At 75.2% G+C, this 22,196-nt stretch carries 18 protein-coding genes, 2 tRNA genes and 2 pseudogenes; 15 read left to right on the top strand and 7 right to left on the bottom strand.

Annotated features, from left to right (window positions below):
* The first annotated feature begins 46 nt into the window (after window positions 1-46).
* Entirely contained in the window at window positions 47-991 is a 945-nt protein-coding gene (locus tag ACFV1W_RS31755) for a hydroxymethylglutaryl-CoA lyase (RefSeq protein ID WP_380420719.1), read from the top strand.
* Between the two features lie 165 nt (window positions 992-1,156).
* The gene (locus tag ACFV1W_RS31750; protein WP_380420718.1) at window positions 1,157-2,347 is read left to right on the top strand and encodes an acyl-CoA dehydrogenase family protein; all 1,191 of its coding nucleotides are present in this window, start codon (window positions 1,157-1,159) and stop codon (window positions 2,345-2,347) included.
* An 83-nt stretch (window positions 2,348-2,430) separates the two neighbouring features.
* Here ACFV1W_RS31750 and ACFV1W_RS31745 read toward each other — a convergent pair whose 3' ends face one another.
* Window positions 2,431-2,922, bottom strand: coding sequence for a universal stress protein (locus tag ACFV1W_RS31745; RefSeq protein ID WP_380420705.1), 492 nt, complete (start codon window positions 2,920-2,922; stop codon window positions 2,431-2,433).
* A gap of 764 nt (window positions 2,923-3,686) precedes the next feature.
* On the opposite strand from ACFV1W_RS31745, the gene ACFV1W_RS31740 reads away from it, so the two are divergent.
* Window positions 3,687-4,967, top strand: coding sequence for an HAD-IA family hydrolase (locus ACFV1W_RS31740; protein WP_380420704.1), 1,281 nt, complete (start codon window positions 3,687-3,689; stop codon window positions 4,965-4,967).
* Window positions 4,968-5,064: 97 nt separating this feature from the next.
* On the opposite strand, the pseudogene ACFV1W_RS31735 reads toward ACFV1W_RS31740, so the two are convergent.
* Window positions 5,065-5,532 (bottom strand): annotated as a pseudogene (locus tag ACFV1W_RS31735) (GNAT family N-acetyltransferase); the annotation flags it as partial.
* A 1,346-nt stretch (window positions 5,533-6,878) separates the two neighbouring features.
* Between ACFV1W_RS31735 and ACFV1W_RS31730 the strand changes: the two are divergent.
* The 5 genes and pseudogenes from ACFV1W_RS31730 to ACFV1W_RS31710 form a co-directional block, all read left to right on the top strand.
* Window positions 6,879-7,884: pseudogene (locus ACFV1W_RS31730) on the top strand (helix-turn-helix domain-containing protein); the annotation flags it as partial.
* 868 nt (window positions 7,885-8,752) lie between these two features.
* Window positions 8,753-9,355 carry an oligoribonuclease gene (gene orn, locus ACFV1W_RS31725; RefSeq protein WP_380420703.1) on the top strand — a complete coding sequence of 201 codons (603 nt, stop codon included), beginning with the start codon at window positions 8,753-8,755 and terminating at the stop codon, window positions 9,353-9,355.
* A 145-nt stretch (window positions 9,356-9,500) separates the two neighbouring features.
* Window positions 9,501-9,576 (top strand) — tRNA-His (locus ACFV1W_RS31720).
* Window positions 9,577-9,708: 132 nt separating this feature from the next.
* Complete coding sequence (locus tag ACFV1W_RS31715; protein ID WP_270146831.1) at window positions 9,709-10,155, top strand: DUF4442 domain-containing protein; 447 nt, start codon at window positions 9,709-9,711, stop codon at window positions 10,153-10,155.
* Window positions 10,156-10,261: 106 nt separating this feature from the next.
* Entirely contained in the window at window positions 10,262-11,125 is an 864-nt protein-coding gene (locus tag ACFV1W_RS31710) for a hypothetical protein (RefSeq protein WP_380420702.1), read from the top strand.
* Between the two features lie 88 nt (window positions 11,126-11,213).
* Here the strand turns inward: ACFV1W_RS31710 and ACFV1W_RS31705 are convergent, their stop codons facing one another.
* From ACFV1W_RS31705 to ACFV1W_RS31695, 3 genes are all read right to left on the bottom strand, one after another.
* Window positions 11,214-11,675 carry a GNAT family N-acetyltransferase gene (locus ACFV1W_RS31705; protein ID WP_380420701.1) on the bottom strand — a complete coding sequence of 154 codons (462 nt, stop codon included), beginning with the start codon at window positions 11,673-11,675 and terminating at the stop codon, window positions 11,214-11,216.
* Between the two features lie 112 nt (window positions 11,676-11,787).
* Window positions 11,788-12,693: a spermidine synthase gene (locus tag ACFV1W_RS31700; RefSeq protein WP_380420700.1), complete on the bottom strand. Its 906-nt coding sequence runs from the start codon at window positions 12,691-12,693 to the stop codon at window positions 11,788-11,790.
* Between the two features lie 105 nt (window positions 12,694-12,798).
* Complete coding sequence (locus tag ACFV1W_RS31695; protein WP_380420699.1) at window positions 12,799-13,311, bottom strand: hypothetical protein; 513 nt, start codon at window positions 13,309-13,311, stop codon at window positions 12,799-12,801.
* Window positions 13,312-13,571: 260 nt separating this feature from the next.
* On the opposite strand from ACFV1W_RS31695, the gene ACFV1W_RS31690 reads away from it, so the two are divergent.
* Entirely contained in the window at window positions 13,572-15,194 is a 1,623-nt protein-coding gene (locus tag ACFV1W_RS31690) for a tetratricopeptide repeat protein (protein WP_380420698.1), read from the top strand.
* An 18-nt stretch (window positions 15,195-15,212) separates the two neighbouring features.
* On the opposite strand, the gene ACFV1W_RS31685 is transcribed toward ACFV1W_RS31690, so the two are convergent.
* Entirely contained in the window at window positions 15,213-15,869 is a 657-nt protein-coding gene (locus ACFV1W_RS31685) for a histidine phosphatase family protein (protein WP_380420697.1), read from the bottom strand.
* Window positions 15,870-16,055: 186 nt separating this feature from the next.
* Between ACFV1W_RS31685 and ACFV1W_RS31680 the strand changes: the two genes are divergently transcribed.
* From ACFV1W_RS31680 to ACFV1W_RS31670, 3 genes are all read left to right on the top strand, one after another.
* Window positions 16,056-17,309: a hypothetical protein gene (locus tag ACFV1W_RS31680; RefSeq protein WP_380420696.1), complete on the top strand. Its 1,254-nt coding sequence runs from the start codon at window positions 16,056-16,058 to the stop codon at window positions 17,307-17,309.
* Between the two features lie 64 nt (window positions 17,310-17,373).
* Window positions 17,374-18,984 carry a hypothetical protein gene (locus ACFV1W_RS31675; protein ID WP_380420695.1) on the top strand — a complete coding sequence of 537 codons (1,611 nt, stop codon included), beginning with the start codon at window positions 17,374-17,376 and terminating at the stop codon, window positions 18,982-18,984.
* Complete coding sequence (locus ACFV1W_RS31670; RefSeq protein WP_380420694.1) at window positions 18,981-20,333, top strand: AAA family ATPase; 1,353 nt, start codon at window positions 18,981-18,983, stop codon at window positions 20,331-20,333. Before ACFV1W_RS31675 ends, ACFV1W_RS31670 begins: the two co-directional genes overlap by 4 nt.
* A 52-nt stretch (window positions 20,334-20,385) precedes the next feature.
* On the opposite strand, the gene ACFV1W_RS31665 is transcribed toward ACFV1W_RS31670, so the two are convergent.
* Complete coding sequence (locus ACFV1W_RS31665; RefSeq protein WP_380420693.1) at window positions 20,386-20,715, bottom strand: hypothetical protein; 330 nt, start codon at window positions 20,713-20,715, stop codon at window positions 20,386-20,388.
* Between the two features lie 249 nt (window positions 20,716-20,964).
* Here ACFV1W_RS31665 and ACFV1W_RS31660 point away from each other — a divergent pair, with 249 nt between their 5' ends.
* From ACFV1W_RS31660 to ACFV1W_RS31650, 3 genes are all read left to right on the top strand, one after another.
* Window positions 20,965-21,321 carry a hypothetical protein gene (locus ACFV1W_RS31660; protein WP_380420692.1) on the top strand — a complete coding sequence of 119 codons (357 nt, stop codon included), beginning with the start codon at window positions 20,965-20,967 and terminating at the stop codon, window positions 21,319-21,321.
* A gap of 28 nt (window positions 21,322-21,349) precedes the next feature.
* Window positions 21,350-22,003 (top strand): bifunctional DNA primase/polymerase, encoded by a 654-nt coding sequence (locus tag ACFV1W_RS31655; protein WP_380420691.1) that lies wholly within the window; start codon window positions 21,350-21,352, stop codon window positions 22,001-22,003.
* A 68-nt stretch (window positions 22,004-22,071) separates the two neighbouring features.
* Window positions 22,072-22,145 (top strand) — tRNA-Lys (locus ACFV1W_RS31650).
* Window positions 22,146-22,196 lie beyond the last annotated feature (51 nt).

Here is a 22,196-nt window from a genome sequence, read left to right as displayed (position 1 = left end):
CGCCCAGCAGGGCACCGTCCACGAGCCCGATGCCCTCGACCTCGGCCTGCCCGCTCCGGTCCGCGCTCCCGGCCTGCCCGAGGAGGTCCGGATCCACGAGGTCGGACCGCGCGACGGACTGCAGAACGAGGCCTCCCTGGTGCCCGTCGAGGTCAAGGCCGAGTTCATCGCCCGACTCGCCGCCGCTGGGCTTCGGACCGTCGAGGCGACCAGCTTCGTTCACCCGAAATGGGTACCCCAGCTCGCCGACGCCGAGCAGCTGATGCCCCGGCTCGCCGATCTTCCGGAGCGCCACCCCGGGCTGCGGCTGCCGGTGCTGGTGCCCAACGAGCGCGGCCTCGACCGCGCGCTCGCCCACCACGCCACCGACATCGCGGTGTTCGCCAGCGCCACCGAGACCTTCGCCCGGCGCAACCTCAACCGCTCGGCGGACGAGGCCATGGAGATGTTCCGCCCGGTCCTCACCCGGGCCGCCGAGGCCGGGGTCGCGGCCCGCGGCTACCTGTCGATGTGCTTCGGCGACCCCTGGGAGGGAGCCGTCCCGGTCGACCAGGTGGTCCGGTACGGCGTCCAGCTGCTGGAGATGGGCTGCGCCGAGCTGAGCCTCGGCGACACCATCGGCGTGGCCACCCCGGGACAGGTCAGCGCCCTGCTGGCCGGCTTCGCCCGGGCCGGCGTACCGGTCGGCAGGCTCGCCGTGCACTTCCACGACACCTACGGCCAGGCTCTCAGCAACACCCTGGCGGCGCTGCGCGAGGGCGTCACCACGGTGGACGCCTCGGCGGGCGGCCTGGGCGGCTGCCCGTACGCGAAGAGCGCCACCGGCAACCTGGCCACCGAGGACCTGGTGTGGATGCTGCACGGGCTCGGCATCCGGACCGGTGTGGACCTGCGCGCACTGGTCGCGACCAGCGGCTGGATGGCCGAGCGCCTCGGTCGCCCGAGCCCTTCCCGCACCGTCCAGGCGCTGCTCGGCGCGTCCCTGGGCTGACTCCGCTCCGCCCGACTCACCGGCGCCGGCCGTCCGTTCGGTCCGGCCGGCGCCGCGCACCGCGTTCATCCGTCAACCACACCGTGCGACCGTCACACCGTCAGACGGACGCCGGTCATCCCGTTCATGCCCGCGGCCACCCCGGCCGGGCACCAGGAGGATCAGATGCTCGACCACCGGCTCAGCAGCGAGTACGAGGAACTGCGGCGCACCGTCGCCGAGTTCGCCCAGGACGTGGTGGCGCCGAAGATCGGCGAGTTCTACGAGCGGGAGGAGTTCCCGTACGAGATCGTCAGCGAGATGGGTCGGATGGGCCTGTTCGGCCTGCCCTTCCCGGAGGAGTACGGCGGCATGGGCGGCGACTACTTCGCCCTCGGCCTCGCCCTGGAGGAACTCGCCCGCGTGGACTCCTCGGTGGCGATCACCCTGGAGGCCGCCGTCTCGCTCGGCGCGATGCCGATCTACCGGTTCGGCACGGAGGAGCAGAAGCGCGAGTGGCTGCCCCGGCTGACCTCCGGCGAACTCCTCGGCGCCTTCGGCCTCACCGAGCCGGAGGGCGGCTCGGACGCCGGGGCCACCCGCACCACGGCGCGCTACGACGAGACCACCGACGAGTGGGTCATCAACGGGACCAAGTGCTTCATCACCAACTCCGGCACCGACATCACCGGACTGGTCACCGTCACCGCGCTCACCGAACCGATCGCTCGTTCGAGTGAAGAGGGCGAATTCCGCTCGCCCGTACGGGAAATCTCCTCCATCATCGTGCCCACCGGGACCCCGGGGTTCCAGGTCTCGAAGAAGTACTCGAAGGTCGGGTGGAACGCATCCGACACCCGCGAACTGTCCTTTACCGACTGCCGCGTTCCCGCGGCCAACCTGCTGGGCGAGCGTGGCCGAGGCTACGCCCAGTTCCTGCGGATCCTCGACGAGGGCCGCATCGCGATCGCGGCCCTGGCCACCGGCCTGGCCCAGGGCTGCGTCGACGAGTCCGTCAAGTACGCCGGCACCCGGCGGGCCTTCGGCCGCCCGATCGGTGCCAACCAGGCCATCCAGTTCAAGCTCGCCGACATGGAGCTGCGCGCCCACACCTCCCGCCTGGCCTGGCGGGACGCCGCTTCCCGGCTGCTGCACGGCGAACCGTTCAAGAAGGAGGCCGCGATCGCGAAGCTGTACTCGTCCGAGGCCGCCGTCGACAACGCCCGCGAGGCGACCCAGATCCACGGCGGGTACGGCTTCATGAACGAATTCCCGGTCGCCCGCTTCTGGCGCGACTGCAAGATTCTCGAGATCGGGGAGGGCACGTCCGAAGTCCAGCGCATGCTCATCGCCCGGGAGCTCGGCGTCACGTCGTGACGATCACTTCCTGATGGTCATCTCCTGAGCCGGGGCCCCGGGCAACTCACCTATCCGCAGCTGACGTTGCGGAGCGAAGGCCCTCAGGGGATCACGATCACCGGGCGGTTGGCCCGCCGCGCCAGCCGCCCGGAGACCGAGCCGAAGATCTTGCCGAGCAGGCCGTGCGTCGTGCCGACGACGATCGCGTCGGCAGCGTACTCGCGGCCGACCTCCTCGATCTCGTGGCAGATGTCGCCGCCGCGCTCGATCAGGACCCACGGCACCCCCGCGAGGAAGTCCGCGCAGGCGAGTTCCAGTCCGAGGACCTCCGTGCGGTGGTCCGGGAGGTCGACGAAGACGGGAGGTTCACAACCCGCCCAGACCGTGGCGGGCAGCCGGTTGGCGACGTGCACGATCACCAGGCCGCACTGCGACCGGCGGGCCATGCCGACCGCGTAGGCGAGGGCGCGCTCGCTCGACAGCGAGCCGTCGAAGCCGACCACGACGCCGTGCTGGAACACCGGGTCGAGGGGGCGCCCGGGCACCCCCTCGGCCGACGACTCGGTGTGCCCGTCGACCTGGCCGGAGGCCATGTCCGGATGCTCGGCACCGGAGCCGGGGCGGCCCGTCACCGGAGGCCCCACAGGAGCTGCCTGGTGCCCGTCACGCCGCTGGCGAGGCCCTGGGCGGTCGCGCCGGGAGAGGCTGCCACGGCGGAGGCCGCGCAGAGCGCGCGCCAAGTCGCCGGCTCTGGGATTCGTGCGGGCGCCATCTCCCTCGGGCCGTTGGCCCGCGCTGCGGGACGCATCCGGTTCGACCGGTCGGGAGGACTCAAAACCAGCCATGGCTCACGGCTCTTCGAGGGAGAGGGGCCGACAGGAGAGGACAACGCTGCCCGGGCAGCAGGCCCGCCCACGGGATGACGTCGGTCTGCGCCGCGCAGCACCGTATGTGACCTGTTCCTTTCAGAGTACGACGGGCGCGGGGCCCAGCCCAGTGGCGGAGCCCCGGAGCGACGTTGTTCCCGCGAAAGAGGGATGCGCCCGCCGTGGCAGTGCGCCCTGTCCGCAGGCGATCGCGCCCCCTCCAGAACGGAGGTTCTAAGGAGCTTGACGGAGCGCGCGGGGAGGCGCAACAGGCCCCCGGGACACCGTGACCGGACTGTCATGGATTGACGACGATCCGTTGCGGGACGTCGCGAACCGTCACGCCCCGCAAGCCCCGACCTGCCCTTCCGCCACTCCCGCCCCACGCCGTGGCTCCGGTGTCCGGGCCCTTTCAGCCACTTCGCGCGGCTTCGCGACGCGCTCTGGCATTTGCCAGGTGCATAGGCGCGGCCGCTGGCACCATGCTCGGCATGCCCCTGCTCCTGTTCGACCTCGACAACACGCTGCTTCCCCGGGACGCCGCCTTCCGGGCCTGGGCGCAGGACTTCCTGTCCGAACACGACCTACCGCCCGGCGACCTCGACTGGTTCGTCACCCTCGACGGCGGCGGCTACGTGCCGCGCAGCACCGTACTGTCCGCCGTCCGGCGCCGCTACGGCCTGGACGCCTCCGTCGACTTCCTGCTGGCGCACTTCCGACGCGGCATCAACTCGCACATCCACTGCCCGCCCCGCCACGTCGAGGCGCTGCGGACGGCGCGGGCGGCCGGATGGACCCTCGGGATCGTCTCCAACGGCGGCACCCGGCCGCAGTTGGAGAAGATCCGACGGACCGGGCTGGGGCCACTGGTCGACGGCTGGGTGATCTCGGAGGAAGCCGACTGCGTCAAGCCGGATCCGCTGATCTTCGAGATTGCCGCCCTGCGGTGCGGCATCCGACCGGTCGGGGACTGGGCGGCGCACACCTGGATGGTCGGGGACCACGCACCCGCCGACATCGCCGGCGCCGAACTGGCCGGACTGCGCAGCGTCTGGCTGCACCACGGCCGCCCGTGGGCGGAGAGCGGCTACCGGCCGACGCTGAAGGCAGCCGGCCTGCCGGAGGCCGTCGGCCTGGTGCTGTCCGCGCGCAACGCGCCCTCGGCCCGCCCGGGCGTCCGGCCGGGTGCCCTTCCGGCGGTCCGCCCGGCGGTCCGCGCCGGCGGGACCGCGCGGCAACCGGCGGCAGGGGCGCCGGTGCGCGCGACGGCGCTGCTCGGCGCGCGGTCCGGCGTACGTCCGGCAGTGGCCGCCCCGGAGGGCCCGGATGCACCCGTCGCCCCGAAAACCGGGACCGCGGCCGCCTCGACCCCCGGAGCGGGGTTCGGTGTCCGAAACCGGTCAGGCGAGTTTGCCGCGATCGCCGACGGCCTCCCCGAGACAGGGGCGTGCAGGAAGCCGGGGGCGGGGGCAGGCGATGACCTGCGCACGGGCAGCGGGGCGGACCCGGGCGCAGCCGGCGGCCCGGCGGTCACGCCGGTGCGGCAAACGCCCCTGCGCCCAGCGGCCGGTGGGGCTGGAGGGGCCAGTAATGCCAATAGTGCCAGTGGTGTCAGTGGTGTCGAGAGGATCGACAGGGCCAGGCCTGCCGACATCGTCTTCGCCACGGCACCTGGTACCGCAACACCGCTCGCCGAAGCGCCACTCGCTGCACCACCGCTCGCCGCAACACCGCTCGCCGCAACACCGCTCGCCGCAGCGGTCGTCCAGTAGCGCCCGGTCGCCCGCGGGAGGCCTCGGCCCTGGGCACGACGCCGCTGGTCAGCCGCTCAGTGAGGTGCGGCTCCACCAGCAGGGGGGCCTGCCTGGTGAACCCGAGCTCGCGGTAGACCGGTTCGCCGGCCGAGGTGGCGACCAGGGTGGCCGGGCGGTCCGGATGGGCGCGGGCCAGGGCGGTCCGCACCACCGCACGGGCCACTCCCCGGCCGCGCTGGTCGGGCAAGGTGGTGACCCAGTACACCCCGGTGGCGACCCCGTCGTCGTAGGTGAGGCAGGCGCCCGCCGGCGCGCCGTCGACCCGGGCGGCCCAGGCCCGGCATCCGGGTTGGCGCAGCAGTCGTTCGGGGAGCGCGTCGCCGCGGGTCCAGAGCTGCCGGGCGGGCAGCGGGAAGCCGTCCACGGTGATCCGTTCGACCAACGCGAAGACGTCCCCGTCCCGCACCTCATCGACCGTCAGGGTGCCGCCGCCGCGTGCCGGTGAGACGACGGGAAGCTCGGCGGGCGGCTCGGCGGGCAGCCCGGCGGACCTGCCCTCGACCGGTCCGGGCTCCCGGGCCATCACCGGCACGATCGGCACCCGGACGGCACCGAGGCGGGTCAGGTCGAGCCCCTCGTACGGGTCCTCCAGGGTGAAGCGGACGGCCTCCCACGCGGCCATCAGCCCGGCCAACTGCCCCTGCACGTCGGCTGGTTCGGCATAGGGACGGGCGACCAGGAAGCGTTGCGAGTCCTCCCGGGTGCGGGCGCAGCGGACCGCGGTGAGACCCGGTCGGACCTCGGACTGCCAGCCGTGCGCGCGGGCTTGGGCGAGCCAGAAGGCGGCCGCGTTGCCGTTGGCCTGTTCGAGCCGGCTGTTGGCGTTCACGGCAGGACGGTAGCCCGGCCCCGGGAATGCCGGTCCGGCCGCCCCGACGCTGGCCGGATGAAGCCTGGGAGGCGCACGGCCGGCGCTCGTGCGCCCTCGCGTGCACCGCCGATTTTCGGTCAATTTCTTGCCGCTCCCTCCACCTTGGGCAAATCCGCAGCCCAGACCCACCGGCCGGGTGCCCGGAAGCCGGACGCCCCAGGAACCGTGCCGCGACAACCAGCCACCGTTGCACCGGCCCTCTTCCCAGAAGGGTCGACGGGTGCCACGCTTCGTGATCGAATGCATCACGCCAAATTGCCATGTCGACATAGCGTCGGATGGTGAACTTGTCACAACGGCAACGGTCCACCCGATAGATTTCGATCTTGGCTAGCAGTGCCGCACCACCCACACCACACCACCGAGGGGGCTTGAGCGCCTTGAGCAGGGTGAGCAGGAGCGACGCGGGTCCTGACAGCGGCCAGGCGCCGACCGGCACCGTGAGCCGGTCCGCGAGAAGCACCGGCACCTCCGCGATCGCCGCCACCACCCGCACCTCCGGCACCCCGGGCACCTCGGGCTCCGCCTCGCACTCCCCCTATCCGGCCGTACCGTCCGCCGCCACCGGCCACGCCCCGGGCGACCACGGCGGCCCCGTGCACGGTGGTCCGGCCCACACCGGCTCGGGCCCCGGCGGGCCCCCGCCGTACGGTGCGGCGGCGCAGCCGGCCCAGGGCGGACACCCGAACCACCATCCCGGACAGCCCGTCGGCCGAGGCCCCGTCAGCCCGGCCCAAGGCTATGGCGGCCCGGTCCAGCCCTACGGCGGCGACCACCTGGGACACCCGGGGCAGTCGGGACACCCGGGACCCACAGGCCATTCAGGAAACCCGGGACTCGCAGGCCACCCCGGTCACCCCGGCTACCCCGCCGCCGGCACGGCCCCGGGACTGAACGGCTCAGCGCCCGGACAGCTCGGCGGCCTCGCCCTGGGCACCGCCCCCGGGCACGGTCCGCTGGGCCACGGCGGTCCGGGCGGCAACGGCTCCCCGTCCGCCCTGGCGACCGCCGGCGCCCCGCGCAAGCTGTCCGGTCGCCGCCGCCGGGAGACGGTCGCGGTGCTGATCTTCGGCGGAGCACCGATCTTCGAGAGCTCCATCCCGCTCTCGGTCTTCGGGGTGGACCGCCAGGACGCCGGGGTCCCCCGTTACCGGCTGCTGGTCTGCGCCGGCGAAGAGGGCCCGCTGGCCACCACCGGCGGTCTGACCCTCTCCGCGCCGTACGGCCTGGAGGCCCTCGCCCGGGCCGGCACGATCGTCGTACCGGCCTGGCGCTCGATCTCCCAGCCGCCGCCGGTCGAGGCGATCACCGCCCTGCGCAAGGCCCACCACGAGGGCGCGCGGATCATCGGACTGTGCACCGGCGCCTTCGTGCTCGCCGCGGCCGGCCTGCTGGACGGCCGCCCGGCGACCACGCACTGGATGTACGCACCGACCCTGGCCAAGCGCTATCCCCGGGTGCACGTCGACCCGCGCGAACTCTTCGTGGACGACGGCGACGTGCTGACCTCGGCGGGTACCGCCGCCGGGATCGACCTGTGCCTGCACGTGGTGCGCAGCGACCACGGTGCCGAGGCGGCCAACGCGCTGGCCCGCCGCCTGGTGGTGCCCAGCCGCCGCAGCGGTGGCGGACAGGCCCAGTACATCGATCAGTCTTTACCGGAGGAGATCGGCAACGACCCGCTGGCCGAGGTGGTCACCTGGGCGCTGGAGAACCTCAACCAGCAGTTCGACGTCGAGGTGCTGGCGGCACGTGCCTACATGAGCCGGCGCACCTTCGACCGCCGCTTCCGCACGCTCACCGGCAGTGCCCCGCTGCAGTGGCTGATCACCCAGCGGGTGCTCCAGGCGCAGCGATTGCTGGAGACCTCGGAGCTGTCGGTGGACGACGTGGCGCGCCGGTGCGGGTTCCGTTCGCCGGTCGCGCTGCGCGGGCACTTCCGCCGCCAGCTCGGGGTCTCTCCGGCCGCGTACCGGACCAGCTACCGGGCGCGCCGACCCGGGCAGCAGCCGCCGCCCCCGGCCGGGGCGCACGGCGGCGAGCTCCGGCTGCCCGGCGCTCTGCCGCACCCGGCGGTCACCGCGGCCGCCTCGGCGGGTGGCGGGCCGTACGGCGGCGCGGGTCACGGCGGGCCGCAGGCCCACCCGTTCCAGGCCGGTCCGGGGGCGCAGGCGCCGATCGGCCAGCCGGGCCACGGGCAGCCGGTCGGACACGGGCAGCCGGTGCCGCACGGGCAGGCCGGTCCGTACGGTCCGGGGCAGGCCGGGACGCCGGCCGCCCAGGGCTTCCACGCCCGCGCGGGCCAGCCGTACCCGCACCAGCAGGCCGCGCAGCAGTCGCACCCCGGGCAGCAGGGTGCGGCGCGCGGTCAGGTGCGGTCGCCGCTGGTGCCGCCGCAGGCCGGTCCGGGTGCGGGGCGGCCGCCGCGCACCGCCGAGCACGCGGCGGCCGAGGACGGCCATCCCCAGCCGGGGGCGCGCGGTCAGGGCCAGGGGCACCGCAGCGCGGTCGAGCGCCCCGGTGACGAGCCGGGTGCGGCCGGGCGGGCCCACGGTGCGCCCGGCCGGGTGCCGTCCGGTGCCGCCGGGCAGTCGGCGGCCGGGGCGGGCGAGCTCCGGGGCCGGCAGGCGCGGGCGCCGCAGGTCCGCGTCCCGGGTGCCCGGGCCACCGCGGCGGACGGCGGACGGGCGGCGCGCGAAGGCCGTCCCGGACGGGACGGCCACGCGGTCCGCACCGACCAGGAGGACGAACGTCCGGACGGCCACGGCGCGCACGACGGGGCGGAGGAACACCAGGCCGGGTCCTGCGCTCCGGCACCCCGCTCGGCTCCACCGGTCCCCGCGGCGCGAGATCGCGCCGTAGGGTGAGTTGCGTGAATGACCGTTTGGTATGGATCGACTGTGAAATGACCGGCCTCGACCTCGCCCGGGACGCCCTGGTCGAGGTCGCGGTGCTGGTGACGGACTCCGAGCTGAACATCCTCGGCGAGGGCGTGGACGTCATCATCCGCCCGCCCGTGGAGGCTCTGGCGAACATGCCGGAGGTGGTGCGCGCGATGCACACCTCCTCCGGCCTGCTGGAGGAGGTGGAGCAGGGCGTGACCCTGGCCGAGGCGGAGGAGCGGGTCCTCGCGTACGTGCGCGATCACGTGCCGGAGGCCGGGAAGACGCCGCTGTGCGGCAACTCGGTGGCCACCGACCGCGGCTTCCTGGCCCGGGACATGCCGGCCCTGGAGAAGCACCTGCACTACCGGATCGTGGACGTCTCCTCGATCAAGGAGCTGGCCCGCCGCTGGTACCCGAAGGCGTACTACAACAGCCCGCCGAAGGGCGGGAACCACCGGGCGCTCGCCGACATCCGCGAGAGCATCGACGAACTGCGGTACTACCGCGAGGCGGTGTTCGTCCCGCAGCCCGGGCCGGACGCCGACACCGCGCGTGCCATCGCCGAGAAGTACCGGGCCGCGATCGACTGATCCGGGCGATCACGGGTCCTTCGCGGGGTCGGAGGGGGTGCCCTCGTTCGCCGGAACGAAACCCTGGCGCGAGCACCCTCTCGGATCCTGTAGAGTTCTTCCTGTCGGAACGGGAACGCGAGAGCGGGAACGGACCGGACAGATGGTGGGTGTAGCTCAGTTGGTAGAGCACCTGGTTGTGGTCCAGGTGGTCGCGGGTTCGAGTCCCGTCACTCACCCCAGAGCCCGAGGGGCCGATCTCTTCAAGAGGTCGGCCCCTCGGGCGTTTTCGCGTTGCCTCAGTTGTGCGCGGCGGCCCGGGTTTTCCGGTCGGCCCCTGCCGCACCAAGCTACCGACTAGTAACATCGTCGCCATGACCACTCCTTCGATCGGCCAGATGCTCGACGCCACCGTGCCGATGGCGCACACCCTCAAGCTCGAGTACCTGGAGACCACCCCGGAGCGTGCCGTGCTCCGGCTGCCCGACCAGCCCGCGTACCACAACCACGTCGGCGGCCCGCACGCCGGCGCGATGTTCACCCTCGCCGAGTCCGCCAGCGGCTGCATCGTGCTCGCCGCCTTCGGGGACCAGCTGTCCCGGGCCGTGCCGCTCGCGGTGAACGCCGAGATCGCCTACAAGAAGCTGGCCATGGGCGAGGTCACCGCCACCGCCGTGCTCGGCCGCCCGGCCGCCGAGGTCGTCGCCGAACTGGACGCCGGCGGCCGCCCCGAGTTCCCGGTCACCGTCGAGATCACCCGTGCCGACGGCGCCGTCACGGGTGTGATGACCGTCACCTGGACGCTGCGTCCCAACTCCTGACCGCCGCGCGGTCGGTGGCCCCGGGCGCACCCCGGGGCCACTCGCGCGATGACTGTCCGTGACGGCGGGCGTGACCTCGCCGCCCATCCGCTCGTTCTCAACTCACGTGCGAGCCAATCACGCGACCGAGCCCCAGGAAGCCGCCCCCCGCGGCGCAGCCGGAGCCCGACGGGCGGTCGTCCGATGGCTGCCCCGCACTCTCGCCGTCGGCGGAGCCCTGCTCGCACAGCTCTGGGGCGTCGGCGCCCCCGGCGCCCACGGGGCCACCGCCGAACCGCCGTCCAGGCAGCCCGGACCCGCCGTCCGCCGCGTCCTCCACGACACACCCGCGATCAACGGCCCGTCAGCCGCCCGCCCCGTCGAACCGGGGCGACAGGGCGCAGCCGGGGACGGCCGCTCCCCCGGACTCGTCGGAGAGCCGACCGGCGGCGGACCGGCCGACGGGGCCACCGCCGCGGTCGGCGACGTCGTCCCGGACCGCATCCGCGCCGACGGGCTCCCCCTGCCCGGCCAGGGATCGGCCGTCCCCGACGCCTTCGCCCTCGCCTCCGGCCTGCTCGGCACCGCCCCCGCCCAGGACCGCCCCACCGGGCCCCGCGCCCCGCGCGAGGGCGAACCCGCCACGCTGCCCGCCGCCCCCCGTTCCCGCTCCGGCTCGGTCGACCAGGCCCGGCCGGCCCCGCCCGAGGCGGCCGGGACTCCCGCGGTCCGGGAGGCCACGGCCCACGAGGGAGCCGGCTCCGCGGAGCGCGCGGGCACCGCCGGGGCAGTGCAGGAGAGCGCCGTCACGGACGCCGTACCGGCGGGCGAGGGGACGCCCGAGCCGCTCGCGCTCGCCGACACGGCGTCCGTGACGGCCGAGGAGGACGGCGCAGCCACCGCGACCGCGGTGCTCGCCCCCATCGCCGCCGGGCTGCTGCTCACCGGCGCGGCGATGTGCAAGCACCGGGGGCTGCCGCGCGGGCACTGAGCGGCCCGGATGCGGAACCGGCGGACCGTTGCCCCGCGTGCGGGAGCCCGGCGGGCGGGCCCAGGCGGACGGGAGTCCGAGGCGGGCCTCAGACGTCGGACGCCAGTGCCACTTCCAGCAGCGGGAGTTCCCGCCCCGGCACGGAGCCGGACGGGGTGCTGCCGATGCGGGTGGCGCCCATCGCCAGGTAGAAGGGCTCGGCGTTCGGATCGGAGTCGATGGTGAAGCGGCGCAGGCCGGCGGCCCGGGCCTGCTCCCGGACATGCTCGAACAGTGCCCGGCCGATGCCGCCGCCGATCCGGTCGGGCTCGACGAAGAGCATGTCCAGCTCCCCGGAGGGCGGGGCGCCGGTCAGCGCGGCGAAGCCCAGCACCCGGCCGCCGTCCTCGGCCACCACCGTCGACGCCCGTTCGACGGCGGCGGCGTCCAGGGTCAGCTCCTCGCGGCAGGCGGCCATGAAGGCTTCGTCGTAGCCCCAGTACGCCTTGGCCCGCAGGGCGATGCCGGTGAGCAGTCCGGCCTCGTCCGGGCGGGCGGGTCGGATGCGCATGTCGCCCCCTCACGTCGACACCCGGATGCCCGCGGCCATTGTGCGCCGCAACTCGGTCGTCCGCCAACGGTTTTACGGCGGGCGGGCCAGGGCGCACCGCGACGCGACGGCGTCAGCGGAAGACCTCCGGCGGCGGCGCCGGGGAAGGGGCGGCCGTGGCGTCGGTGGCCGGGGTGGCACCGGCGGTGAAGTCGCCGAGGGCGCGGCCGTGTTCGACCCGGCCGTGGGAGGAGTCGGAGGCGACCCGGCGGGTGAGCTCGGCGGTCGGCAGCGGGGTGTGGGCCGCGGCCAGGACGAGGTTGCCGAAGCGCTTGCCGCGCAGCACGGCGGGGTCGGCGGTCAGGCACAGTTCGGGGAAGACCGCGCCGAGGGTGGCGACCTGGGAGCGGGCGAAGGCCAGGGCGCCGCCGTCGGCGATGTTGGCGGTGTACCAGCCGCCGGGCGCGAGGGCGCGGGCCGCGAGGGTGGTGAACTCGACCGTGGTGCAGTGGGCCGGGGTGCGGGCGCCGGAGAAGACGTCGGTGACGACCAGGTCGGCGCTGCCCTCGGGGGCGCGTTCCAGCACACTGCGGGCGTCCGCGCCGCGCACCTTGATCTGCCAGCCGCGCTCCAACGGGAGCTCGGTGCGGACGAGTTCGGTGAGCGCGGTGTCGATCTCGGCGACCTGCTGGCGGGAGCGCGGCCGGGTGGCGGCCACGTAGCGGGCCAGGGTGAGGGCGCCGCCGCCCAGGTGCAGGACGGTCAACGGGCGCCCGGGCGGGGCGACCAGGTCGATCAGGTGGCCGAGCCGGCGCTGGTACTCGAAGCCCAGGTGGGTGGGGTCGGCGAGGTCGACCAGGGACTGCGGGGCGCCGTCGACCAGCAGCGACCAGGCGTGCGGGCGGTCGCGGTCGGGGCGCAGTTCGGCCAGCCCGGAGCCGACCGGGCGGGTGAGCGGGCCCTGGGCATGGCTGCGGCCGTCCGACCCGGTGGTGAGCGCCGGTTCAGGGCTGCGCGCGGCCCTGTTGCTTCGTCCCATGTCGGCCATTATCGCCGCCGGCGGGGCGCACCCCGGGTCAGGGGCGTGCCACGGGGATCCGGCCGGAGGCTCGGGGGCCCGGCCGGGTCCGCGCGGCACGCCCCGCTAGAACGGGCCGAGGCCGCCCGCGGTGAGCGTGCAGGCGGCCTCGCAGAGGGCGGAGCGGAGTACCCAGGCGTCGGTGGGGCGCGCGGCCCGGCCGGCGCCGGACGGCGGGATCACCCAGCGCGGGTCGGTGGCGGCGGGCACCAGGGCGCCGGCCGTACAGGAGCTGCCGGGCAGGTGCCAGGTCTCCCAGGTGCCGGCCGGGACGAGGAAGGCGACGGTGCTGCCGTCGCGGCTCTGCAGGACGGCCCCGCAGGCGCGGCGCAGCCGCAGGATGTCGACGGCCTCCAGACCGTGCCGCAGGGCGACCGTCACGGTGTCGCGGTCGGTGACGAGGGTGTCCTCGGCCGGGACCGCGCATTCCCGGTGCGGACCGCCGCAACCGCGGCCGCCCTCGGCCGGGCCCCGGCCGGGGAACCGCTCGTCGGCCGGATCGGGCAGCAGGGCCGGGGAGGCGGCGGCGAGCACGCTCCCGGCGACGGGTCGGTGCGGCGGCAGTCCGGTGGCCATCATGGGCCCTCCTGTACCTCGTCGGGTCGGAAGCACTGCCGCCGGGGTGGGGGCCGCGGGGCGGGGACGGGCCGGGGGACGGCCTGGGCTTCCACGTATCAGGACAACGCCACGGGAACGCCGGAGGCCACGGGGCGCATTACAGCAAGGCATGGCATTTCATGGCGGATATCCGGCAACAACGCCCGCTTTGCCCTGGATTGTCAGTCAATGCCCCCCGAACCCAGTGTGGCCGGTCGGTGACTGCGAGTACTCTCGGCGCCATGGCAGCCACCCCACCGGCCGAGCCGAACCGACCGTCCCCCAACACCGTGATGCGCGCACTGCGCGGCGACCGCTCACCCGGCGAGTTCGCCATGGCCGTCCGCCGGGCCGCCCGCGAGATCGGCGAGCACGTGTCCTGCGACGCCCGCTACATCGGACGGGTCGAGTCCGGCGAGATCCGCTGCCCCAACTACGCCTACGAGCGCGTCTTCCGGCACATGTGGCCGGGCCGCACGCTCACCGACCTCGGCTTCGCCCCCCGCGCCGCCGTCCGCCGCCGCTCGGCGGACGGCGCCGGGGCGGCCGCGACCGGGGTGGCACCGCCCGCTCCCCCGCTCCACCCGCCGTTCCCGCCCCTGCCCGCCCCGCGCTCACCACTCTCCACCCAACTCCCGTACGCCGCCTCGCCGTGCGCGGATCCAACCGCTCCGGACGGCCCACCGTGGCCGATGGCCGGCGCGGTGCCCCGGGGGCCCGATGGATCGCCCTATCTCGACGAGGAGAACGACGACGTGCGTCGCCGTACGTTCCTGGCCGGCGGCTCGACCGCGCTGGCCACCGTGATCGGCATCGACCGGCCAGCCGTGGCCGCCCCGGTCGCCGGTGCCGGACCGGCCCCCGGCCGGTCCGCCTTCCCCGGTGCGGAGTTGACCGCGCCCTCGCTGCTCGGCGCCGAGCCGGTGGTGCCCGGCCGGCCGGGGCCGGTGCCGCCGCCGCGCAAGGTCGGCGCCGCCGAGGTGTTCGGCGTCGAGCAGGCCGTCCGGGACATCAGACTGGCCGACGACGCACACGGTGCGGACGCCCTGTACGAGCTCGCCGGCCAGTCGCTGCGCACCGCCTACCTGCTGCTCAACGAGGGCGAGTACAGCGCCGAGACGGAGCGCCGGCTCCAGATCGGGGCCGGTGAACTGGCCATCTCCGTCGGGTGGTTGGCACACGACTCGAACCGGCTCGGGGACGCCCGCTCGTTCTACGCGGAGGCGCTCGCCACCGCCCGGATGGCCGGGGACTCCGCGCTGGAGGCGCACGTCTTCTGCAACAGCGCCTTCCTCGCCCGGGACGCCGGGCGCCCGCGCGAGGCGCTGCGCGCCGCGCAGGCCGGGCAGTGCGCCGCCCGCGAGCTGGACTCCGCCCGGCTGCTCGCCCTGCTGGCCATGCGCGAGGCCGGCGCGTGGGCCGTGCTGCGGGACCGCTCCGCCTGCGAGCGCGCGATCGGCCGGGCGTACTCGCTGTTCGAACGGGGGCCGTCCGAGGCCGACCCGGAGTGGATGTCCTTCTTCGGCGAGGCCGAGATCGCCGGCCTGCAGTCGCAGTGCTGGTCCGCGCTGGAGGACTGGGACCGCGCCAGCGACCAGGCCGCGCTGGCCATAGCGCTGCAGGAGCCGCACTTCGTGCGCAACCGGGTGCTGTACACCGCCGAGCTGGCCCACGACCGGCTCGGCCGGGGGGACCTGGCGGGCGCGGCGCACCACGGCTCGGCCGCCGTGGCGCTGTTCGGCGAGGTGCGCTCGGCCCGGATCCGCAGCATGCTGGCGGACACCGCGAGGCGGTTGCGCCCGCACGCCGCGGTGCCCGAGGTCCGCCGGTTCCTGATCGGGTACGAGCGGGCCGCAGCCGCCTGAGCATCCGTCACGTCCGGGTCAGTGGCCTGACTTGAGCCCGTCGAGGTGGGACAGGTCGTTCCAGATCTCCACCGCCGGAGCGCCGTACTCCCAGGACAGCACGCACAGCGCCGCCGTACCGAGCTTGAACCGCTGGGCGAACTCGGGCGGCAGGCCCAGCCAGCGGGCGGCCAGGATGCGCAGCAGGTGGCCGTGCGCGAACAGCACGACGTCCCGGTCGGCGCAGTGCATGACGGTGGTGTCCGTCTCCGGGACGCCGTGCTCCGCGTTGAGGCCGGCGAGGAGGCCGTCGACCCGGGCGGCCACCTCGGAGAGCTTCTCGCCGCCGGGCACGCCGTCGCGCCAGATCAGCCAGCCGGGGTGGTCGGTGGCCCGGATGTCGGCGCCGGTGCGGCCCTCGTACCGGCCGTAGTCCCACTCCATGAGTTCCGGGCGCTCGACGGCGCGGTCGCCGAGGCCGGCCAGTTCGCAGGTCTCCTTGGCGCGGCCGAGCGGGCTGGTGTAGACGAGCGCGTCCGGCAGTCCGTTCCACGGCGTCTCGGCGAGCCGGGCGCCGAGCGCCCGGGCCATCGCGCGGCCCTCCTCGGTCAGCGGGATGTCGGTGCGGCCGGTGTGGCGGCCGGTGGCCGACCACTCGGTCTCGCCGTGGCGGACCAGCACGATTCGGGCGGGCATGGAGAGCTCCTCGCAGCAGGGCGGTCAACGGTCGGTCTCACCCTTGAGCACCGGGCTTCCATGATCCCCCACCGGGGCGGCGGCCACGACGCGGGCCCGGTACCGGCCGGCAGCCGGGCGCTCCCGGCCGGGACCCGGCCGGTCCGCACCGCGTTGTCGGACCCGGATGCGACACTGGGCCGCACCATGAACGTCTCGACGAACGTCCCGCCCGGCGGGTCCGCTGAGCCGCTCGCCCAGCGGCTCGCCGAGCTGCGCGGACCGGCCCCGCAGCGCAGTCTGAACGCCCGCTCCCTCGCCGCGCTGGCCGCCAACCCGGGCTGCCACCGCCGCGCCGTGCTGGACGCGGCCGGGGTGGACAAGACCGTGCTGGCCGCCCGGCTCGGCCGCCCCGCCCCCTTCGGGCAGTCCCCGTTCGCGATCGCCCGCGGCCTGGTCTTCGAGTCCCGGCTGAAGGCGGACGACTACGCAGCCCTGCTGGAGCCGCTCCGCGCCCACCTCGGCGTTCCCGCGGACGACCGCGCCCCGCTGCTGGTGCCCGATCTGCTGCACCGCTCCGGCCCGGCCGTCCGCGCCGACCGGACGGCCGAGGCGCTGGCCCGGGCCGCCGCCGACCCGGACGCCTGGACGCTGCTGGACCACCCGATGCTGCGGCTCACCGTGGCCGGCAGCACCGCCTACCTGGAGCCGGACGCCCTGGTGGTGCACGGCGGGCGGTGCACGGTGGTCGAGATCAAGTCCTTCCCGGTGCTGGACGGCAGCGCGGACCCGGCCAAGGTCGGCGCCGCCGCCCGGCAGGCCGCGGTGTACGTGCTGGCGCTCCAGCACACCGCCGCCGCGGCCGCCGGGCTGCCGATCGCCGACGACCCGTACACCGAGCAGCGGCTGCCGGGCAGCCCCCGCACCAGCGTGCTGCTGGTCTGCCCGAAGGACTTCGGCAACCGGCCGACCGCGGTCGCCGTCGACGTCCGCCGCGAGCTGGCCACCACCCGCCGCCAGCTGAGCCGGATGACCGGCATCGGCCGGCTGCTGGCGGCGCTGCCGCCGGGCACCGACTTCGACCTGGCCGCCGACGAGGACGGCGCCCCGGCCCGGACCACTGAGCAGCTGACCGCCTCGGTCGAGGCGGTGCCCGCCGCCTACAGCCCGGACTGCCTCTCCACCTGCGAACTCGGCTTCCACTGCCGCGCCCGGGCCCGCTGCGACGACCGGGTCGAGCAGCTCGGCCGGGGCGTGCGCGGCGAGCTGGGCAGCATCCGTACGGTCGCCGAGGCGCTGGCCGCCGCATCCCGCGCGGGCACCCCGGGCACCGACGACGCGGACGAGCCGGGCGAGACGGACAGCGCCGACGGCGCGCAGGAGGCCGCCGAGCGCCTGGCCTACGCGGCCGCCCTGCGAGCGGAAGCGCTGGGTACGAAGCGGCCGGGTGCGTACGCATGAACGAACGGATCATCAAGAGGTGCGCGTGGGCGAATGCCCCCGCCGAGCACAGCGAGGCGGGCGCATGAGCCTGCTGACCACCCTCGCCCGACTGGAGGCCGTCCGCAGCGGGCGGGCCGAGCCGCTGGCCACCGTCCGGCACCGGCACCTCTCCGAGCGCCCGATGGTGCTCGTCCCGCTGACCGCCGCCGGTGAGTCCGGCGCGCCGCTGGCCGTCATGCTGGGCACCGACCGGGACGCGCCCCGGCTGCACCTGGTGCCCCAGCCGCTCAACCGCACCCTGCGGTTCGACTTCCTGGCCGAGCTGGCCGCCGACCTGCTGCCCTACCTGGAGTCCTTCGGCACGGACGTCGAGCAGATCGAGGGCTCCGAGAAGGACCCGGAGACCGGCGAGAAGACCCAGGTGTTCCGCGAGCTCTGCACCGACGCGCCGCAGCTGATCGTGCCCAACGGCGCCGGCGTGCACCACCTCGCCCTGATCGGCCGGTCGACCCGCTTCCGCCGCACCGTCGAGGACGCCGAGCCGGGCCCCCACCCGGCGCCACTGCGGGTGCCGCTGCTCGGCCGCTGGCTGACCCACCTCACCGACCGCGCCCAGGTGCCCGGCTCCAGCCTGCTGCTGCCGATGACCGGCCTGCTCGCCCGGCACTGGGCCACCGGCCAGAGCCACCTGGAGGACCAGCACCTGGCGGCCCGGCTGGCCTGGCACACCCCGCCGCCGGGGCTGACCGGCGCGCAGGCCGCCGAGCTGGCCGAGTCCGAGCGGGACGAGCACGGGCAGCTGGTGCACCCGCCGGCCGGTCCGGCCACCGACCCGGCCTTCGACACGGGGGTGCTCGCCCCGGCCATCGCCCGCTACGACGCGGCCGTCAACGCCCTGCAGCACAGCACCGACCAGGGCGACGAGGCCGCCGCCGGGCGCGCCCGGGCCGCCGTCCGCTCGGCCGTCGAACAGCTGGAGCGGGCACTGCGGGCCGTCCTGCTGCCCACCTGGCGGGACGTCTGGCAGGGCCTGGACCTGCTGCGCGCCCTGCCCCCGGCCGGGCACCTGGAGGAGCGCTGGACCGGCGACCGCTGGTCCTACACCGGCCACCGGGACCGTCTGGCGGCCGGCGAGCCGCCGCAGCCCCGGCAGGACGACGCCGTCACCGCGGCCCGCAAGCTCGCCCAGCGCGAGCGCGAGCAGGCCCGGCTGGACGTCCAGGAGGCGCTGGACGACCCGCTGGCGATGGCCGAACACCGGTTGTCCGGCGAGGCGTTCAGCGGGGTCGTCACCGAGGTGGCGCTGGAGTACGACACCACCGGCCGCTCCCCCAAGCCCCGCCCGCTGGTCACCCTGCGCACCGCCGACCGCCCGCACGCCGACCTCGGCCGGGAGGCGCACCGGGTGCACGGCCCGTCCGCCCAGAAGGCGCGGGTCGTGGCGGTCGACCCGGCCGAGGGCACCGTCACCCTGCGGGTGCTGTCCGGCATGGGCCGCAAGAAGGAGCCCGAGCCGGGCAGCCTGCCCGAGCCCGGCGATCCGGTCACCTTCACGCTGTTCGAGTTGACGGTCCGCCAGTCCGCGCCGCTGCCGGAGCCGGACGACACCCCGTGGACCCACGGCGGCCCGCCCGGCACCGCGCCCGCCGTAGGGCCGTCAGCCACCGCCGCCGCCACCGAGGATTGGGAATGATGAGCGAGCAGTCCCCGGGCGCGGCGGCCGACGCCGCCGTGGCCCGCATCCTGGCGGCCACCGTCCACCCGTCGGCCGGTGCGCCGCGCGGAGTGGTGGTCGACTCCCCGCCCGGTGCCGGGAAGTCGACCCTGGTGGTGCGGGCCGCCCGCGAACTGGTGGCGGCCGGCGAGCGGCTGATGATCGTCGCCCAGACCAACGGCCAGGTGGACGACCTGGTCGGCCGGCTGGCCGAGAAGGCGCCGGAGCTGACGATCGGCCGGCTGCACGCGGCGGACTCCCGGCCCGGGCCGGAGGTGCTGCGGCACGCCAACGTCACGCCCTCCGACAAGGTCGCCGACCTGGTCGAGCAGGACGTGGTGATCTCCACCTCCGCCAAGTGGCAGTGGGTCCGGACCGAGGCGCCGTGGCGGCACGCGATCGTCGACGAGGCGTACCAGATGCGCTCGGACGGCCTGCTCGCGGTCGCCCGGCTGTTCGAGCGGGCGCTGTTCGTCGGCGATCCGGGCCAGCTGGACCCGTTCACCGTGGTCGGCACCGAGCAGTGGGCGGGCCTGTCCTACGACCCGTCCAGCAGCGCCGTGGTCACCATGCTGGCGCACAACCCTCAGATCGAGCCGCACCGGCTGCCGGTCTCCTGGCGGCTGCCGGCCAGCGCGGCGCCGCTGATCTCGCGGGCCTTCTATCCGTACACGCCGTTCCGGTCCGGCACCGGCCCGGAGGACCGCCGGCTGACCCCGGCCGTCCGCCCGGACGGCTCGGCGCTGGACGCGGTGATCGACCGGGCGGCCGAGCACGGCTGGGCCCTGCTGGAGCTGCCCGCCAGGCACACCGTACGGACCGACCCGCAGGCGGTGGCGGCCGTCGCGGCCACCGTCCGACGGCTGCTGGAGCGCGGGCTGACCGTGTGGTCCGAGCAGGGCGAGGCCCCGCTCACCGCGGACCGGATCGCCGTCGGCACCGCGCACCGGGACCAGGCGGCGGCCGTCCGGGCGGCCCTGCTCAAGGTGGGCGTACCGGTGGACGGCACGACCGGGCCGGCCGTCACGGTGGACACCGCCAACCGGCTGCAGGGCCGGGAGTACGACGTCACCGTGGTGCTGCACCCGCTCTCCGGGCGCCCCGACGCGACGGCCTTCCACCTGGAGACCGGCCGGCTGTGCGTGCTCGCCTCCCGGCACCGGCACGCCTGCATCGTGGTCGCCCGGGCCGGGATCGCCGAGCTGCTGGACGAACACCCCTCCACCGAGCCGGTGCAGTTGGGCGTCCCGGTGGCCTTCCCGGACGGCTGGGAGGCCAACCACCAGGTCCTCCAGCACCTGGGCGGCCACCGGGTGCGTCTGCGTTAGCGCGTGTGCGGCGATTCGCGCCAGGCGGGAATCGCCGGACACGCCCCAGCGGTCAGTCCTCGGTCTCGCACACCGCGAAGGCGACCACGGACCCGTGCTCGGCCTGGGCGCTCCAGCCGGTCGCGTCGGCGGTCGGCCCGTTGGCGCGCACCGGTCCGGCCGCGTCGGGCTGGAGCCGGTAGCCGCCGCCGGTCAGGTGGGTGCCGGCCGGGCAGGTCGCGGTCGAGACACCGCCGGGGCCGCTCGGCGACCCGGTGGCGACCTTGGCGGTCTCGGCGGCGGAGGCGGGTGCGGCAGGTGCGGCCAGTGCCGCGAGCGCGGCGAGTGCGGCCGCGGTCAGGACGACGGAGGTCGGCCGGAGGCCGGTGGACGGTGCGCGCATGGAGTGCTCCCGGTTCGGTGAGGGCTTTCGGTGGACGACTGCTGCACCGGGCACAACCGGTTCGCATGCGACTGGGTAGCGCGGCGCCCGGAGTGCTCCTCGGGCGCGCGCGGGGGAATAGCGCCCGCACGCGCACCGTTCCGCTACCGGCCGCCGCCGCGAGACAATGGACGACGGCCACAACCGGGCGGTGCGGCCCGGAGCAGCCCGCCCGCCTTCCCTCACCCGAGACCCCGGAGGTGTCCGTCCATGCCCGACTCCCCCGCCGAGACGCCCGAGCCCACCAGGCGCCAGCGCCCCGCGCAGCTCCTGTTCGAGCCGCAGTCCGCCGAACCGGAGCCGGAACGATTCTTCGACCTGGAGTCGATCGACGACCCCGCGGAGCTGCTGCGCCGCTCCACCGAACTGGCCCTGGCCTTCCGGGCCGCCGCCGAGCGGGCCACCGACTTCCAGGCCGTCGCCGCCGCGCAGCTCGCGGACCCGCGCCGGTTCGACGCGCTCTCGAACACCGAGGTCGCCGAGCGGGCGGACTGGACCCCGGACTACGCCGCCAAGATGATCGAGTACGGTCGCGGCCTGCTCCAGCCGCGCCGGCACGAGGACTGACCCCACCGCGGCAACCGGCCCCTGGCATATGCCAGCGGCGGAGGGTACGCGATCGCCCGCCGCCCTGTCCGGTGAACCGCGCTTTCCGCCCCACCGGGACCGCGCACGGCGCAGGCTGCTGGGCGTGGACATCTGGACGCAACAGTCGGTGGAGTACGTCTCCGTGGCCGGAGAGGCCTGGCTCGCCTCCGCGAGCGAGTACCCGCGCAGCATGCGCGCCCTCTGGGAGGCCCGCCCGTGGGCACCCTCGGTGCTGCCCTGCGGGCGGGCCTTCGACGTGATCAGCATGCCGTCGCTGTTCGGGCGCCGGGTGCTGGACGAGCTGTGGGCCTCCGGCCCCGGCTGCGGTCCGGTCGCGGGCTACCGGGGGCGCACCCTGCTGTTCGTCCGGCCCGGCGCGGCGCCCCGGCTGCGCCGGCTGCTGGCCTGGGAGGAGTGGGCCCGGGACGTGCCGCCGCTGCTCTGCCACGGCCGGGGCGACGCGGTGACGGTGCCGCCGCTGCAGCGGATGGTGCACGGCCCGGACTCGCCCGGCCGGGGCTCGGGGCGCTGGATCGTCGCCCCGGAGGAACGCGAGCCCTGGCTGCCGGGGGCCTCGGTGGTGCTCTGGGCCTGCGTACGGGCGGCGCGCGAGCCGGGCGCGGGCGTTCCGGCCGAGCCGGTCGTCGTGACGGGCGGGTGAACGGGGGGCTACCGGTATTCGATTTTGGCTCGGACGCGGGCCGCTGCTAGAGTCTTCTCTGTCAGCAGGCGCCGCTAGCTCAGTTGGTTAGAGCAGCTGACTCTTAATCAGCGGGTCCGGGGTTCGAGTCCCTGGCGGCGCACAGACAGCCGGAAGGCCCATCGCGAGAGCGAAGGGCCATACGGCGGTTTAC

The sequence above is a fragment of the Kitasatospora sp. NPDC059648 genome, from assembly GCF_042734825.1.
Taxonomy (GTDB): domain Bacteria; phylum Actinomycetota; class Actinomycetes; order Streptomycetales; family Streptomycetaceae; genus Kitasatospora.
The sequence above is the reverse complement of the archived record's forward strand: the minus strand, read 5'-3'. Positions and strand labels throughout refer to the sequence as shown.

What these genes read in the sequence shown, in the direction of transcription:
- ACFV1W_RS31700 (WP_380420700.1), bottom strand. Translation starts at nt 12,693, where the DNA reads ATGGGACGAAGCAACAGGGCCGCGCGCAGCCCTGAACCGGCGCTCACC.
- ACFV1W_RS31670 (WP_380420694.1), top strand. Translation starts at nt 18,981, where the DNA reads ATGATGAGCGAGCAGTCCCCGGGCGCGGCGGCCGACGCCGCCGTGGCC.
- ACFV1W_RS31695 (WP_380420699.1), bottom strand. Translation starts at nt 13,311, where the DNA reads ATGATGGCCACCGGACTGCCGCCGCACCGACCCGTCGCCGGGAGCGTG.
- ACFV1W_RS31715 (WP_270146831.1), top strand. Translation starts at nt 9,709, where the DNA reads ATGACCACTCCTTCGATCGGCCAGATGCTCGACGCCACCGTGCCGATG.
- ACFV1W_RS31690 (WP_380420698.1), top strand. Translation starts at nt 13,572, where the DNA reads ATGGCAGCCACCCCACCGGCCGAGCCGAACCGACCGTCCCCCAACACC.
- ACFV1W_RS31660 (WP_380420692.1), top strand. Translation starts at nt 20,965, where the DNA reads ATGCCCGACTCCCCCGCCGAGACGCCCGAGCCCACCAGGCGCCAGCGC.
- ACFV1W_RS31740 (WP_380420704.1), top strand. Translation starts at nt 3,687, where the DNA reads ATGCCCCTGCTCCTGTTCGACCTCGACAACACGCTGCTTCCCCGGGAC.
- ACFV1W_RS31750 (WP_380420718.1), top strand. Translation starts at nt 1,157, where the DNA reads ATGCTCGACCACCGGCTCAGCAGCGAGTACGAGGAACTGCGGCGCACC.
- ACFV1W_RS31680 (WP_380420696.1), top strand. Translation starts at nt 16,056, where the DNA reads ATGAACGTCTCGACGAACGTCCCGCCCGGCGGGTCCGCTGAGCCGCTC.
- ACFV1W_RS31705 (WP_380420701.1), bottom strand. Translation starts at nt 11,675, where the DNA reads ATGCGCATCCGACCCGCCCGCCCGGACGAGGCCGGACTGCTCACCGGC.
- ACFV1W_RS31665 (WP_380420693.1), bottom strand. Translation starts at nt 20,715, where the DNA reads ATGCGCGCACCGTCCACCGGCCTCCGGCCGACCTCCGTCGTCCTGACC.
- ACFV1W_RS31685 (WP_380420697.1), bottom strand. Translation starts at nt 15,869, where the DNA reads ATGCCCGCCCGAATCGTGCTGGTCCGCCACGGCGAGACCGAGTGGTCG.
- ACFV1W_RS31745 (WP_380420705.1), bottom strand. Translation starts at nt 2,922, where the DNA reads ATGGCCTCCGGCCAGGTCGACGGGCACACCGAGTCGTCGGCCGAGGGG.
- ACFV1W_RS31655 (WP_380420691.1), top strand. Translation starts at nt 21,350, where the DNA reads ATGCCAGCGGCGGAGGGTACGCGATCGCCCGCCGCCCTGTCCGGTGAA.
- ACFV1W_RS31675 (WP_380420695.1), top strand. Translation starts at nt 17,374, where the DNA reads ATGAGCCTGCTGACCACCCTCGCCCGACTGGAGGCCGTCCGCAGCGGG.